The sequence below is a fragment of the Tersicoccus mangrovi genome (assembly GCF_036881825.1).
In the GTDB taxonomy this organism is placed as follows: Bacteria; Actinomycetota; Actinomycetes; order Actinomycetales; family Micrococcaceae; genus Tersicoccus; species Tersicoccus mangrovi.
Genome location: NZ_JBAJMW010000005.1, coordinates 118,579 through 133,962 on the forward strand (window position 1 = coordinate 118,579; position 15,384 = coordinate 133,962).

Consider the following 15,384-nt stretch of genomic DNA (forward strand, 5'->3'; position numbering starts at 1 on the left):
GCCACTGTTCCGGGCGTCTCACCCTCTTGAGCGCCGATTATGCCATCGTCCACGGGGCCCGTCACGGTGTCGGCCGCGCGAGGACGCGGGCGACGGACCGTGGGGGGGCGCCTCGTCCGGCACCGTGCTCAGGATCGACGCGACGGCCGCGGACACCGACTCGATCTCGTCGAGGACGCGTGCGTGCTTCCACCGGCCGGCCTCGTGACCGTCGTCGATGTCCAGGAGCGAGCCCGGACCTGCGTGACGTGCTCGCATGCGTTGCAGCGGATCGACGACCGGGACGCGGATCACCAGGCGCGGTCGCGCTCGGTCGAGGTCGGCCAGTGACCCGACGACGTCGGTCGGGTCCGTCCAGCCGAACTGGTCGACGAGGTCGACGAACTCGCGCAGCGTGAAGGTGCGGGCGCGAGCCTCGGGCACCAGCCGGTTCACGGCAGACCGGTGCGCGCGTTCCGCCGTCAGGATCAGATCGGCGGCCAGGACGTGGGCCTCTCTCAACGTCGTCGCCGCACCGGCAGCGACGCGCTCCTGCGGGGAACCGCTCAGCCGCTCCGCGACCCGGGAGCAGACGGTCAGGTCGTCGCCGGACCTGACGCCGGCGCTGACGACCGACCAGTCCCCCGCGCCCAGACTCGTGATGACCGCCTCGGCGTAGCGGGAACGGCAGACGTTCGCCGTGCACACGACCAGCAGCGTCCTCGCCATCCCGTCCCCACCATCTCCGCGTGGCCTCCCCGCCCGGGCGTCGACCGGCGTCGGTCGGTCACCTCGCGCACTCTCGGCCCGCTCAGAGCCTTGACGCTACTCTATAGACGGGGAAATGCTTCTTGAGGGGGGTGGGTCATTCGTGGAACCCAATGACGTATCGCGAATCGTCAAACGTTACTGGGCGGCGGTCGTCCTGTTGTCCGTGCTGGGGGGCCTCGTCGCGGGGCTGTTCGCCCTGTCCATACCGGACAGCTTCCGGTCGACGAGCCGGCTGTTCGTGTCGACGCAGCGGGGCCAGTCGGTCCAGGAGCTGGTCCAGGGGTCGACGTTCACCCAGGACCAGGTCCTCTCCTATTCCGAGCTGGCGACCTCACCGGTGGTCCTGGACCCGGTCCGCGCGAAGCTGAGGCTCACCACCTCGACCGCCGCCCTGGCTCGTCAGATCTCCGTCAACGTGCCTCTCAACACGGTGATCATCGAGGTGACGGCGGTGAGCGGTTCGGCCGCGGACGCCGCGGTGCTCTCCAACGCCGTGAGCGACTCCCTCGCCACCGAGGTGGAGCGGCTCGCTCCGCTCGGTCCGAAGAACGAGGCCTCGGTCGTCCTGACCAAGGTCTCCCCGGCCAACGCTCCGAACGCGCCGTTCGCACCGGACACCAAGGTGTACGTGCTGATCGGGCTGGCCGTCGGTTTCGCGGTCGCCCTGCTGTACGCCTTCGCGCGGGAGGTCCTGGACACCCGGATCCAGCACGACGGAGACGTCGCCCGGGTGGCCGACGCGCCGGTGCTGGCGAGCCTGACCCGGCTGTCGACACGCCGATCCTCCTCCTCCGTGATGCTCACCGATCCGCAGTCGAGCGCCGCCGAGTCCTACCGCCTGCTGCGCACCAACCTCGAGTTCATGGAGGTCGACGCTCCGCTACGCACCATCGTCGTGACGTCACCGTCGTCGGGCGAGGGCAAGACGACGACCGCGCTGGGCCTCGCGCTCGCCGTTGCGGAGTCGGGCGTACGCGTCCTGCTGGTTGACGCCGACCTGCGCCGTCCCGGGGTCGCCGGTCGCCTGCAGATCGACCCCGGGCGGGGACTGTCCAGCATGCTGATCGGGCAGGCCGATGTGGCGCAGGCCGTCGTCCGGCTCGATGCCATCGACGTCCTGCCCGCCGGCCCGGTGCCGCCCAACCCCAATCAGCTGCTCAACTCGGCGGCGGCCGAATCGCTGATCGCCGAACTCGGGCGACAGTACGACATCATCGTGATCGACACGGCGCCCTTGTTGCCCGTCACCGACACCCTGCCCCTGTCGAAGCTCGCCGACGGGACCATCGTGGTCATCCGTACCGGGCACACGCGTCGGACGCAGCTGCGGCACGCGCTCGAGGCGTTGAACACCATCCACGCACCGGTGCTCGGCGTCGCCATGAACCGGGTCAAGGCCCGCAAACGGGGTGCGTACTACGTGCAGGACACCGGGGTTCGTGAGGAACCGGTGAGGCCGGGCGACGCGCGGCGGCGTCGGGCCTCGCCCGTCCCGGTGGCCTCCGGCAGCACGCCCGCACCGCGGTGACGGCGGTTCCCGGCGAGTACAGGACGCCGCGCAGGCTCGGCATCGTCGTGGTCAACTACGGGTCCTGCGAACTCCTCCGCGCCAATCTGCGCGGCGTGACCGCTCACCAGGAGGACGGCATCGTCGTCGTGGTCGACAACCTGTCCACGGCCCGTCAGCGCGAGGACGTCGAGGCACTGGTATCGGAGGAGGGATGGGTCGGCGTCTATCCCGAGGCCAACCTCGGCTTCGGAGGCGGCATGAATGTGGGTGTCGCTGCCGCGGTGGGCGCCGGCGCCACCGACCTACTGCTGCTCAATCCCGATGCGACGATCGGGGCCGACGACGTCGCGGCCCTGCGCGCTGCCGTTCACCGGGACCCGATGCAGCTCGTGGCCCCGGTCGTTCGACGGCCGGACGGGACCCTGTGGTCCGCGGGGTCCGACCTGTACCTGCGCACGGGTCTGATGCGGTCCCGGCGACGACGCACCGACACGGCCGGGCCGACCCGCGAATGGCTCTCCGGAGCATGTCTGATGCTGACCGCTTCCCTCTGGCGCACGGTCGGCGGCTTCAGTGAGGCGTACTTCCTCTACTGGGAGGACGTCGACCTGTCGCATCGTGTGCTCGACGCCGGCGGCAGCCTCCGCGTCGTGGACGAAGCGAGCGCCGTGCACGACGAGGGGGCCACTCACCGTCTCGAGCGGCAGCTCGGCAAGTCCGCGACGTACTACTACTACAACACCCTCAACCGGCTGCGCTACGCGGTGGACCATCTTCCCGTCCGCGGCCGCCTGCAGTGGCTCGCGCTGGCGCCGTGGGCTGCCCGCGACATCCTGCTCCAGGGCGGTCGTCGCCAGCTGCTCCGCCCCGTGATTCCTCTCGGTGCCGTGCTGAGGGGAACCGTGGCGGGCGGCGGGCTGGTGGTCCGCTCGCTGTTGCCCTCCGGATCAGTGCGACGCGGGACGACCGCTGCCGAGCCGACGGATCCCCCGGGCAGGCACCTCCCGGTCGGACCTGAGCCGTGACCGTCGCCCTCTCGGTGCTGGCGCGCGGGGTCTCCCTGGCGATCTCGCTCGTGTGCGGAGTGCTGACCGCTCGATTGATCCTCGGTCAGGCGGGGGTCGAGTACTACGCGCTCTACACCCTGGTGACCGCCCTGCCCAGCCTGATCTCCTTCTCCGACCTCGGAGCCGGAGCCACCGTCGTGAACGCCGCCGCGACGAGCGACGACGTGCGCGCCGACCCGGGCGTCCGCATCATCGTGACCTCCGTGGGCCGGGTGATGCTCACGTTCGCCGCCGTCGGGCTGATGCTCGATCTCCTTCTCCTGGTCACCGGCGGGTGGACGGTCGCGCTGGGGGACGCCGGTCGCATCCCCGGCGCACCGCAGTGCGCTTTCCTGGCGCTGTGCATCTTCTGCGGCGGAATACCCCTGGGCATCTGGCAACGGATCCTGCTCGGGCTCGGCAAGAACCACGTCGTCATCATGGTCCAGCTCGTCCAGGGCCCCCTGAACCTCCTCCTGGTGTGGATGCTGGTGCGTCTCGTCGGACACCCCGCCTATCCCTACATCGCGATGTCGTCGATGATCGCGGGCCTCGTAGTGGCTGTCACCGGATTCACCCTCGTGTGGTGGCGTACGGCTCCCCTTCTGCCCTCCACCGCCCGGGACCTGCTGCGCGTCCGGGCGGTACCCGGCGCACGAGTCATGGACGTCGGCTGGCCGATGCTCGCTCAGCTGCTGGCCACGCCCCTGTCGATGACCATGCAGCGGTACATCCTCGCCCAGCACGCCCCGGCGGCCGATGTCGCCGTGTACGCGTCGGCCGGGCAGGTCTTCTTCGCGCTCTCCGGACTGATCAGCGCCGGAGGCACGGCCCTCTGGCCCGCCTACGCGCGCGCCCGTCACCGGGGGGAACTGACCCGGGGGCCGTTCGGACTGGCCCTGCTCTTCGTGGTGGCGACCGTGGTGATCGGAAGCATCATCGCCGTGTCCTCCCCCTGGCTGTTCGGCTTCATCACGAACGGCCGCCTCAGCATCCCCGGCCCCGTGCTGGCCTGGTTCACCGCGATGATCGCGATGCAGGCCGCCCTGTACCCCCTGGGCATGTTCATCATGGATCGCCCCGGGCTGCGCTTCCAGGTGGCACCCGCCCTGCTCATGGCGGGTGCGACTATCGCTCTGTCGATCCTGCTGACGCCGGTCTGGGGAGTGGTCGGGCCTCTCGCGGCCAACACGGTGTCGGTCCTCCTGCTGCAGATCATCCCGTTCACGTTCTACATCCGCCGTCACCGGCAGCGGCTGCTCACACCGGCTCCGGCCACAGGGGCCCAGCCGGTGCGGGACCGGGAGCACCGATGACGGCAGCCTCGACGACGCCCCGCACGACCCGACGCGGTTCGGTCCAGGTGTACCCCGAGCAGCGCAACACCTGGGTGGCCCGACTGGTCGCAGCATTCGCCTGCGTCATGGTCGCCATGCGAGTGCCGGTACCCCTCGGCCTCACCGTCCCGATCCTGCTCGCCGTGCTGCTGATCCCGGTCTGGGTGCGCGCGCTCGGCCGTTTCCGGATGGGCACGACCACGCTCGTCACCGGGCTCGTCACGGTCGCCAGCGGCGTCGTCGTGACGCGCCTGATGGCACCCGATCACCAGACCGACGAGCAGCTGACCTGGAACACGTCGCTGCTCATCGTGGGCCTCCTGTGTGGTGTGGGACTGCTCGCATGGGCCAGAACGGTCCTCGGCGACAGAGCGACGGGCGTCTGGTATGCCGTAGGACTCGTCGGATCCCTCGGGATCCGCGGCATCGACACCGACAATCCCTGGAAGTTCTCGTTCTCGGTGCCTGTCGTGATCCTCGTGCTGGCGCTGACGGCCTACACGCATCGCCGCATGTTCCAGGTGCTGGCGCTGGGGATTCTCGCGGCGGTCTCGGCGCTGAACGACTCCCGTTCCGCCGCGTCGATCATGCTCATCGTCGCGACCCTCATCGGGTGGCAGATGCTGCAGCGCCTGCTGCGTGTCCGGTCGACGACGACGCGCACGCTCGCCCTGTTCTGCGCCGTGGCGGTCATCGGGTACTTCGCGATGCAGGCCTTCATCCTCGAGGGCTTCTTCGGTGAGGCCTCCCAGGCTCGCAGCGAGGCGCAGATCGAGCGGAGCGGGTCCGTGCTGACAGGAGGGCGGCCGGAGATCGGCGCCACCGTGGCGCTGATCTCCCGCAATCCCTGGGGCTACGGGTCGGGAACGACGGTCAACAGCGGCGAGCTGCAGGCGGCGAAGGCCGGCATGCACGCCCTGAACTACGACCCCAACAACGGGTACGTCGAGCACTACATGCTCGGACACGGCGTCGAGGTGCATTCCCTCCTGGGTGACTGCTGGACCCGATTCGGCATCGCCGGCGCGGTCTTCATCGTGCTGCTCGCGGTCCTCGTCGTCGTCGGCACGGCTCGCCTCGTCTCCGAGCACCGCGCCAGTGCGCTCGTCCTGTACCTCGCCCTGCAGATGGTGTGGGATCTTCTCTTCAGTCCCCTGTTCTTCACGAGTATCGCCACCACGATGCTGGCGGTCGCTCTCACACTCCATCAGAAACCCGACCTCCGCGCCCCCCTTCACGTCTCGGCCTGACGCTGTCCCGTGCGTCGCACGGACCGGATCAGTCGCACGGACCGGATCAGTCGCACGGTCCGGATCCGTCCGAGCACCCCGCCTCCACGGGGCTGGTTCGGTGAACGACGTCCCCGCCTGATCCGACGGGACGACACCGCGGCTCGACGCCGGGAGGGCCGGTGACCCCCTCGGGGTCACCGGCCCTCCCGGCCTTCGCGGTGTGCTGCTCTACTTGTTGGTGATCACGTAGGTCAACAGGCGGGTGCTGGCCGTGTCCGTGACCGAGGCGGTCGACAGGTACTGCGTCAGCCCGACGGTGCCGGCCTGCTGCATCGCCGCCGTGGCGTCCGTGCCCGTGGCCTGCCACCCGGTGGGTTCGGTGGTCCCACTGCGCCAGGCCTTCGCCGAGACCGTCGTCGGCGACGTGCCGGCGACCCGCAGCTTGACCATGAGCCTGTCACCAGCGGCGTAGGTGACGCCGGGCAGGACGTAGGAGTTGGCCAGTGCGGTCTCCCCGTGCAGGATGTACAACCTCGCCACCCCGTTGGCCTCGAACTTGATCCGCGCGGAGTACAGGTCGCTGCCGACCTGCCGGCCGATCAACGTCCAGGAGAAGCCGGCGCCCGTCCGGTCCACGGAGAACTCGGCCGTCGTCTCCGCGACCGTGGACGTCACCGAGGTCAGCCGTGCCGCCCGCGTGTCGCCCTTGTTGAGCGACACCTGTCCGGCGCTGTTGGCGACGGAGAACGCGGCGTTCCCGCCCTGGAGAGCCCAGGGGCCGCCGGTCGTCGCGGTGCCCCAGCCGCCGGTGACCGTGCGGTCGAACAGGTCCTTGGCGATGATGTCCGCGGGCGGGGCAGTGACGCTGACCTGCTTGGTCGTGGTGTTCGTGCCTCCACGGTCATCCGTCACCGTCAGGCCCACGGTGTACGTGCCGGCCGTCGTGTAGGTGTGGTTCGCGGTCGCACCCGTCGCGTTGCCACCGTCACCGAAGTCCCACGCGTACGAGGCGATCGACCCGTCCGGATCCGACGAACCCGACCCGTCCACGGACAGCGCCAGGTTGCTCACCGAGGAGGTGAACGCCGCCGTCGGCAACTGGTTGGCCGCCGCGACCGTGACCTGCTTGGTGACCGAGCCGGTCGCATTCCGGTTGTCCGTCACCGTGAGCTTGACGGTGTACGTGCCGGCCGTGGTGTAGGTGTGGTTCGCGGTCGCACCCGTCGCGTTGCCACCGTCACCGAAGTCCCACGCGTACGAGGCGATCGACCCGTCCGGATCCGACGAATCCGACCCGTCCACGGACAGCGCCAGGTTGTTCGCCGACGAGGTGAACGCCGCGGTCGGAGCCTGGTTGGGGGTGGTCCCGGTGCCGAGCTGGTAGTGGGAGCCGACGGTCGCCGCAGAGAGCACCGAGGAGTAAACCGCGACGTCGTCCAGCGTGCCGTTGAAGTGCGAACTCGAAGATCCCCAGGTCGTGTCGTTCCCGACCCTCCAGTAGCCCGCGTAGTCCTGCGCCTGGGTCTGCGGATTGGTGCCGGTCAGTTGACCGTCGATGTACAGCTTCATCCCGTCGGCACCCTGAGTGGCCACGACGTGGTGCCACTGGTTGTCGTTCAGCGGATCGGGCGTGGTGATCGTGTTGGTCTGGCCCGTCCAGACGCCGAACACCAGCCGGCCGTCGTCCTGCATGTAGACGTGCCGGTCGTAGCTGCCGGAGTTCCCGCTCTGGCTGGACCCGAAGCCGATCAGTTTGCCGCCCACCGTGGTGCCCGTCCTGAACCACGTCTCCAGGGAGTAGGTGGTCGGGTTGGTCCACGTGGACGCACTGCCCAGCTCGCCGGACGAACCGTCGAAACCGACGGCCGTGTTCGACGTACCCGTGATGGCCCCACCCTGACCGAAGGTCAGGCCGGATCCCGAGTACACGCCCGGGTTGCCGTTCGGGCCGGAGTCCGCCGCGGTGGTACCGTCCGCCTCACCCAGCCGCCAGTACAGATCGGGGTTGTCCTTGAAGACGCGGGCACCGTACGCGTCGGTGGGCGCCGTCGGTGTGGTGCTCGGTCGGCCGGACTGCACGCGGTGGTTGTCGATCTGGTCCCGCGTGAGCGGGGTCGGGTAGACGGCGACGTCGGCGATATCTCCCTGGAACGCGGTCCCGGCGACATTCGGCCACCCGTTCAGGTTGTCCCCGCCGACCCGCCAGTACCCGGTGTACCCCTGCGCCGAGGTCGTACCGGGATCGGCACCGACCCGGCGTCCGTCGATCCACAGCGTCTGCCCGTCAGGGCCGAGGCTCGCGACGATCTGGTGCCACGCGTTGTCGTTGAACCCGGGCGCACTGGTCAGTGCGCGGACGGTTCCGGGATAGACCCCGAAGGTGATCCGGCCTGAGCCGTCCATGTAGACATGGCGGTCGTAGCTGTTGGAGTTGCCCGAGTTGAGATCACCGAAACCGACGATCTTGCCGCCCGCGGTGCTGGAGGTACGGATCCAGGCCTCGACGGAGAACGTCTGGGGACCTGTCACCGGCGTCCCCGTCGCGGCGAAGGAGTCGGACGAGCCTGCGAACGTCGTCGCGGTGGTCGGCTCCTTGAGGTTCGGCCCGGTCGCGCCGCGGGTCGCACCGTTGACCACCAGGTCGTTGCTGCCGGACCAGTCGTAGGCCGCCGACCCACTGCTCTCGTTCATCGGCCAGTAGTCCGTCGGATTGTCGGCCATCACCGCGCTGTCGTAGGCCGTCGTGGCCGCCCCCGTGGTGGCCACCGTCACGCTCGTCCAGTCGCTCTGCGTCCAGTTGCCGTTCGGGTCGAGCACCTTGACGCGGTAGGAGTAGGTCTGGCCTGCCGTCACGCGCGTGTCCCGGTACTGCATCGCCGGCTTGTTCCAGAACGTCGAGTCCTGGTCGCCCTCCCACACCGGCGTGGCCAGGTCCTTCCGCAGCACCTGGTAGTGGAGGGTGCGGCTGTCCTGGTCGCTGTTGGCCTGCCACGAGACGCGGGCCTCGGTGGGGCGATTGGAGGAAGCGGTCACCGCCCACGCGCCGCCCTGGGTCTGCGGGCCCATCTTGTTGGGTGCCAACCCGGTGCGGGCGAATCGGACGAGACCCTGCTGAGCGGTGTTGTTGACCTTCGGGAACTCACCCCCGTAGACGACGTAGTCGGCATTGCCTGTCACGTTCCACACCGCTTGTGACTGGCCCGTGTACGAGCCGACCACCCAGTTGGGGAACCACTGCTGCAGCGTCGGCGACGGCTCGCCGGTGAAGCTGCGGTACCCGAGGGGGTCCGGTGTGATGGCCGGCCCCGTCGCGTCCTTGGAGAACGAGAGGGAGTGGTGGAACTGCCACGGGTTGGTCTGCGGGAAGCCGCCGATGTTGCCGCAGTAGTGGGAGTGGCTGGCGATGTAGACCGAGTCACCGACCGGCGCGACGGAGTAGGTGTCGCCGTGGCAGTCCTCCATCCAGATCAAGGTCCCGTCCGCCCAGCTGGCGCGGAAGGCGCCCTCGAAGCCGTCCTCCGCGGTCCCGCCGTAGTCGAACGCGGTCCCGTAGACGCTGTCGCCGTCGCTGCTCAGGGACATCATGGCTGCGTTGCCCCCCGCGTTGCGGATCACGCTGTTCACCGCCCAGGGCAGGGAGGCGCCGGTCCTGGCGTCGAGGGCGGCCATGCCGCGACCCGGGTTGGTGGAGCCGTTGACGCTCGTGAAGGAACCGTCGATCACGATCTTCGAGCGGTCCGGAGCGATCTCGAGGCCCTTCACGCCGTATCCCCCGACAACCGCGGCGGAGAACGGCAGCGTCGCACCGCTGGACGCGCTGACCGCGGCGACCTTGGCGCGCTGTGCACCGTTGACGGCGGTGAATTCACCGCCGATGTAGACCGTGTCCGCCGTCGCGGCCACCGTGTCGGCCCGCGCGTTGACGTCCGGCTTCCAGGTACTGATCAGCGCGCCCGTGGCGGCGTCGAAGGCCGCCACGCGATTGCGCGCCTGACCGGCCACGCTGGTGAACAGTCCGGCGACGTAGATGCGGGATCCGTCGGGGGACACATCGATGTCGCGAACGTCGCTGTTGGCGCCCGGATTCCATCCGGCATCCAGCGTCCCGGTGGCCAGGTCGTAGCGCAGGAGGTTCTGACGCGCCGTGAGATTCGTGCCCGCCGCAGCGCCGGCCGGACGCGCATTGGCGAAGCTGCCGCCGACGTAGACCCACTTGCCGACGATCTTCTGCGTCCAGGCGACGCCGTCGATCTGGACCGTCGGCAGGGCGTCCGCGGTGACGGTGGCGGTGTAGTCCGGCGTCGCCGCGACGGCGGTCGGCATCGCTCCCGTCGAGATCGAACCGAAGAGCGCGACGGTGGCGAGCGTCGTCACGGAGCGGCGAAGCAGCCTCCTCCAGCGGACCCTCCTCGGCCGAGGAGCGGCGTGACTGACGTGGTCCAGAGCAGGATGCATGGTGTTTCCCCCACCTAATGCCGTCCGCGAACGATTCGGACGATTTCCCCACGAGCGCTCCCCAGCGCACTCCTTGGGAGTGAATGGTAGGTTCTGCGCCCGGTGCGGTCAACGCGTGTCGTCGACCGAGTCCGATGCGCGTAACAATTCCGTGACTGCCCGCGTCAGCGTGCGAGGCTGCCCTCGAACACCACGTCGGGCTGCTGCGAGAGATAGTTGACGGTCACCCGCACCTGATCGCGTTGATCGCGCGGGATCGTGAAGAGGTAGATGCCGCTCGCTGTCCTGCCCGTGGCGAGCGTTCCGGAGAACGGGCGGCCACCGGGCTCGACGACCGTCCTCGCCGGCACGGCGTCCTTGCCCACGTAGGCGTTGACCGCGAACAGATCGAGGTCGACGGGGCGGCCACCGCCGTTGGTGACCGTCACGGTCACGCGGACGGACGGCCCGGCGATCTCACCGGGCATCACCGCCTTGCCGTCGACCGCCTCCACCTTCGTCAAGGCGAAACGGAGACCCCCGCTCGCACTGACCACGGCGTCCGGCGCGGCCGGGGGCAGCTGCCGCTCGGTCCCGCTCGGCGACGCCGCACTCGACGACGTGGCGGCGGCCGAGGAACCGGCCGTGGCCCCGCGCGTGCCGGTGGCTCTTGCGGTCCCGGTCCCCTGCCCCGCTGCGCTCTCCGAGCCCGTTGCGCGGCCTGTTCCCACCGCGCCGCCTGTTCCCACCGCGCTGCCGGATCGGGTGGTGGGACCTGCCGAACCGGCCGCCGTGACCGACCCGGACCCGCTGGACGACGCACCCGAGACACCCCCGGACGCGCTCGACGTCGTCGTATGGGTGCCCGCGCTGCCGAGCACGGCGGTGACGGCCACGACCACCGCGACGACGAGGGCGAGCGCGCCGACGATCCACGGCCACACGGGCCGCTTCGAGCCGTGCCGCGGCGCCGTGGGTCTCGAACCGTGCTCACTCATGTCGTCTCCCCTGGTCTGCGGCCCGCTTCCCCCCGCGGGTGCCGTTGGTGTAGTTGTATCAAAGACCCCTGATGTCCGTCGGGCAGCGGGTGTGTACGCTGACCGGGGACGGCGTACGGTCCGGGGCGCGGGGGCGCACGAGGGACGGCTTGGGGGAATCGATGACCGAAGAAGTGGGTGCGGGGCGCTCGCGTGGGTCCCGGGAGGCCTACCGCGCCCTGGCCGAGGCGCAGAAGGGACGCGCGCGCAGTTCGCCGGCGTACTCGATCCTGGTGAACCGCCCGTTGGGCCGTGTGCTGGCCGTGGTCGCCTACCGTGGCGGCTTGACTCCGAACCAGGTGTCGATGGTCAGCATCCTCTTCAGTGTGCTGGGCATGGTGGGTCTGCTGGCGCTGCCACCCAGCGGAGGCAGCGCGATCGTCGTCACCCTCGGTCTCGTCCTCGGATATGCCTGGGACTCGGCCGACGGTCAGCTCGCCCGGCTCCTCGGGCGTGGTTCGCCGCAGGGTGAGTGGCTCGACCACGTGCTCGATTCCTTCAAGAACGTCGCGCTGCACCTCGTGGTCATGCTCGCGGCCTTCCGCTGGTGGTGGCCGGAGGTGGGCGGCTGGTTGCTCGTCCCCATCGTCTTCGCCGTCACGGCCACCGTGAGTTTCGCAGCCATGCTCCTGAACGACCTGCTGCGTCGCGGCCAGCCGCGACCGCCGAGACGCGACGGCTCGTCCGTTTTCACGTGGCTGGCGCTTCCGACCGACTACGGCCTGGTGTGCTGGGTATTCGTCCTCTGGGGCCTGCCGCTCGTGTTCCAGGTGGCGTACGGGGCGCTCGCGGCCTGCTCCCTCGCCTTCTGCGGGCTGGCGACGCTCAAGTGGTTCCGCGACATGGGCCGCGTGCCGGTCGCACGGCGGCCCGCATGAACGATCGCCGACGCGTCGTGATCAGTGCCTACGCCTGCGGCCCGGTCGACGAGCCGGAGGCGCGCGCCGGCTGGGAGTTCGCGGTGGCGGCGGCGCGGGACCACGACGTCTGCGTGATCACCCGCGAGCGGTTCCGGGCGGTCATCGACGAACAGCTCCGGCGGCAGCCGGACCTGCGGGCCCGTCTGCATGTCGTGCATCTGGACCTGCACCCGCGCCTCCTCCGCTGGAAGACACACCTGCCTGCCGGCGTCTACTGGTACTACGTGCTGTGGCAGCGTGAGCTCGGCCGCACGGTGGCCCGGTTGCACCGACGGCATCCCTTCGACGTCGGCCATCACGTCACCTTCGCCAACGACTGGCTTCCGTGCGGGCTCGCTGCCGTCAGGGGCCTCCCCCTCGTCTGGGGTCCGGTGGGAGGCGCATCGCGGACCCCCTACTGGCGCCTCCGGCGGTGGCTCGGCATCCGGGGTGTCGTCACCGAGCTGGTGCGCGACGCCGCCACGGCGTTGCCGCGCCGCTGGTGGGGCGACCGGGCCGCCCGCAGCGCCGCCGTCGTCGTCGCCCAGAACGACGCGGTGGCGCGCCGGTTCGCGTTCGCACGCCGAGTCGTCGTCGAACCCAACGCGGTGCTCGAATCGTTCGACCTCCCACGGGACGGTGGCACCCCGAGCGGCGTCCGGACGGCGGTGTTCGCGGGCCGGCTGCTGGCGTGGAAGGGTGCCCGGCTCGCCCTTGCCGCCATCGCTCGCTGCTCCGACGACTGGCGGCTGGTCGTGTTCGGCTCCGGCTACGAGCGGGAGCGCCTCGAGATCCTCGCGCGACGGGCCGGTATCGCCGAGCGGGTGGACTTCCGCGGGCACCGCCCCCGGGCCGAGGTCCTCGCAGCGATCGCGGCCGCCGACGTCTTCCTCTTCCCGTCCATGCACGATCAGGCCGGGTGGGTGGCGGCGGAGGCGAGTTCGCTGGGCTGCCCGGTGGTGTGTCTGCCCCTGGGCGGCCCCCCGCTGCTGGCCGCGCCCAACGCGTTCGTCGCCGACCTGCGGGGCGACCTGGCCGCGAATGTCGCAGCGGAGGTCGCGAGGGCCGCGGCGGCCGGCGGTCGTGCCCACGACCGGTGGTCCGCGCGACGGCTGCCCGCGCTCACGGATGCCTGGTACCGCGCGGCGGCCGACTCGCCCGTGGGAGCGAGCGCGTGACCGATCCGCTCGTCGTCCTGCAATCCCTGACGCGGGTCGGACCGGAGACGAACCCCTACCTGCGTCAGCTCATCGCGGCCCTGGGCGACCTGGGGGACGTCCGGGTGGACCTGTTCTCGTACCGTCAAGCGCTCCTGGGCCGTTACGACGTCTTCCATGTCCACTGGCCCGAGCAGTTGGTCGGCGGTCATCGCACGGTCGGGCGCATCGCCCGGCGCCTGCTGACGGCCGCTGTCGTCGCCAGGCTCCGGCTGTTCCGGACACCCGTCGTGCGCACCGTGCACAACGTGCATCGACCGGACGGCCTGGGTCGACTCGACCACGCGCTGCTCACCGCCCTCGACAGGTCGACCACGGTGTGGGTGCGCCTCAACGAGCGCACCGACGTCGCGGGTCCGGCCGTGACGATCCCCCATGGTCACTACCGCGACTGGTTCACTGGTCACGACCGCGCAGCAGCCGTTCCCGGGCGGATCTCCTACGTCGGATTGATCCGGCGTTACAAGGGAGTCGAGAGGCTGATCGAGCAGTTCCGGCGGACCCGTCGAGCGGGTCTGACCCTGGCGGTGTCCGGCAAACCGTCGTCGGAGCAGCTACGGGTGGAGGTGCAGTCGCTCAGCGATGCCGACTCACGGATCACCACCGCTCTCGCCTACCTCGACGACGCCGCGCTCGTGCGGGCCGTGACGGAGGCGGAGCTGGTCGTGCTGCCCTACCAGCACATGCACAACTCGGGGATGGCGCTGGCGGCCCTGTCCCTCGACCGACCCGTGCTCGTTCCGGACAATCCCGTCAATCGCGACCTCCGCGCCGAGGTGGGTGACGGCTGGGTGCTGACCTACCGGGACGACCTGACCGCCGGCGACCTCGACGCGGCGATGGCGACGATCGCTTCCCATCCCGGCCAGGGACAGCCGGACCTGTCCGCCCGGGACTGGCCGGCCGCGGCGTGCCGGCACCGGGACGCCTACCGGCGCGCGATCCTCTCCCGCCGAGGGCAGGACACGTGAACGTCGCCGTCACCGTCGCTGTGCTGACCTACCGGCGGCCCACCGAGCTGGCCCGGCTGCTGGACTCCCTGCCGGCACGGCTGGCGGAGGTCGAGGATGCCGACGTGCACGTCGTCGTCGTCGACAACGATCCGGACGGCGCGGGTCGTCGCGTCGTGGCCGATCATCCGGTCGGCGCCCGGTACGTGCTCGAGCCCTCACCTGGGATCGCGGCGGCTCGCGCGGCCGCCATCGAGCAGGCGTGCGACGCCGACCTGCTGGCCTTCATCGACGACGACGAGATCGCTCTGCCGGGCTGGCTGCGCGAGCTCGTGCGGGTCTGGCGGGCGACGGGCGCGGCCGCCGTCGCCGGGCGGGTGCAGACGGTGCTGCCCCCGGACATCGATCCCTGGCTGCGCGCGGTGGGGTACTTCTCCCGGCCGGACCGGGTGACGGGCACACGGGTACGTGCCGCTGCGACCAGCAACCTGCTGCTCGATCTGCACCAGGTGCGGGAGTCCGGGGTCCGGTTCGACCCGACGCTCGGCCTGTCGGGAGGCGAGGACACCCTCTTCACCTATCAACTCACGGATGCGGGCCGGGAGATCGTCTGGTGCCACGAGTCGGTCGTCGACAGCCCCCTGTCCGCCGAGCGCCTCGACCGCACGTGGGCGCTCGCGCGGGCGTACGGACACGGCAACACCGACGCGGAGATCGCGCTGCGGCGCGCTGACGGCCGGCTCGACCGGCTGGCCGTGGCGGCCCGGTGGACGACGGTCGGACTGATGCGGATCGGCGTCGGCGCGGCCCGCGAGCTGTGGGGACGCTGGCGCAACGACCTGCGCCACGAATCGCGCGGCACGCGAAGCATGCACCGTGGCCGCGGCATCCTGGCGGGTGTGCGCGGTGACCGGTTCCACGAGTACCACCGGCCGGGCTGACGGTACTGATTCTCGATCGACCTCCGCTCTC

11 protein-coding genes are annotated in these 15,384 nt (G+C 70.3%); 8 read left to right on the forward strand and 3 right to left on the reverse strand.

Annotated elements, in window-relative coordinates; all coding sequences use genetic code 11:
• Nucleotides 1-18: 18 nt before the first annotated feature.
• Nucleotides 19-708, reverse strand: a complete 690-nt coding sequence (locus tag V6N00_RS11225; RefSeq protein ID WP_334232400.1) for an arsenate reductase/protein-tyrosine-phosphatase family protein — start codon at nt 706-708, stop codon at nt 19-21.
• A gap of 142 nt (nt 709-850) precedes the next feature.
• Here V6N00_RS11225 and V6N00_RS11230 point away from each other — a divergent pair, with 142 nt between their 5' ends.
• From V6N00_RS11230 to V6N00_RS11245, 4 genes are read left to right on the forward strand one after another with little or no spacing between them, the layout of a single operon-like run.
• Nucleotides 851-2,278, forward strand: a complete 1,428-nt coding sequence (locus V6N00_RS11230; protein ID WP_334232401.1) for a tyrosine-protein kinase domain-containing protein — start codon at nt 851-853, stop codon at nt 2,276-2,278.
• Nucleotides 2,275-3,285 (forward strand): glycosyltransferase family 2 protein, encoded by a 1,011-nt coding sequence (locus V6N00_RS11235; protein WP_334232403.1) that lies wholly within the window; start codon nt 2,275-2,277, stop codon nt 3,283-3,285. The genes V6N00_RS11230 and V6N00_RS11235 overlap by 4 nt, the downstream gene beginning before the upstream one ends.
• A complete protein-coding gene (locus tag V6N00_RS11240; protein WP_334232404.1) occupies nt 3,282-4,622 on the forward strand; it encodes a lipopolysaccharide biosynthesis protein in 1,341 nt (446 codons plus the stop codon). The genes V6N00_RS11235 and V6N00_RS11240 overlap by 4 nt, the downstream gene beginning before the upstream one ends.
• On the forward strand, nt 4,619-5,893 hold the full coding sequence (locus V6N00_RS11245) for a hypothetical protein (RefSeq protein WP_334232406.1): 1,275 nt from the start codon (nt 4,619-4,621) through the stop codon (nt 5,891-5,893). Before V6N00_RS11240 ends, V6N00_RS11245 begins: the two co-directional genes overlap by 4 nt.
• A 210-nt stretch (nt 5,894-6,103) precedes the next feature.
• On the opposite strand, the gene V6N00_RS11250 is transcribed toward V6N00_RS11245, so the two are convergent.
• Both V6N00_RS11250 and V6N00_RS11255 read right to left on the reverse strand, forming a co-directional pair.
• Entirely contained in the window at nt 6,104-10,249 is a 4,146-nt protein-coding gene (locus tag V6N00_RS11250) for a PKD domain-containing protein (protein ID WP_334232408.1), read from the reverse strand.
• Nucleotides 10,250-10,494: 245 nt separating this feature from the next.
• Complete coding sequence (locus V6N00_RS11255; protein WP_334232410.1) at nt 10,495-11,307, reverse strand: hypothetical protein; 813 nt, start codon at nt 11,305-11,307, stop codon at nt 10,495-10,497.
• 161 nt (nt 11,308-11,468) lie between these two features.
• On the opposite strand from V6N00_RS11255, the gene V6N00_RS11260 reads away from it, so the two are divergent.
• From V6N00_RS11260 to V6N00_RS11275, 4 genes are read left to right on the forward strand one after another with little or no spacing between them, the layout of a single operon-like run.
• Entirely contained in the window at nt 11,469-12,224 is a 756-nt protein-coding gene (locus V6N00_RS11260) for a CDP-alcohol phosphatidyltransferase family protein (protein WP_334232411.1), read from the forward strand.
• Complete coding sequence (locus V6N00_RS11265) at nt 12,221-13,423, forward strand: glycosyltransferase (RefSeq protein WP_334232414.1); 1,203 nt, start codon at nt 12,221-12,223, stop codon at nt 13,421-13,423. Before V6N00_RS11260 ends, V6N00_RS11265 begins: the two co-directional genes overlap by 4 nt.
• Complete coding sequence (locus V6N00_RS11270) at nt 13,420-14,433, forward strand: glycosyltransferase (RefSeq protein ID WP_334232416.1); 1,014 nt, start codon at nt 13,420-13,422, stop codon at nt 14,431-14,433. Before V6N00_RS11265 ends, V6N00_RS11270 begins: the two co-directional genes overlap by 4 nt.
• Nucleotides 14,430-15,353, forward strand: coding sequence for a glycosyltransferase family 2 protein (locus V6N00_RS11275; protein WP_334232418.1), 924 nt, complete (start codon nt 14,430-14,432; stop codon nt 15,351-15,353). Before V6N00_RS11270 ends, V6N00_RS11275 begins: the two co-directional genes overlap by 4 nt.
• The last annotated feature ends 31 nt before the right edge of the window (nt 15,354-15,384 follow it).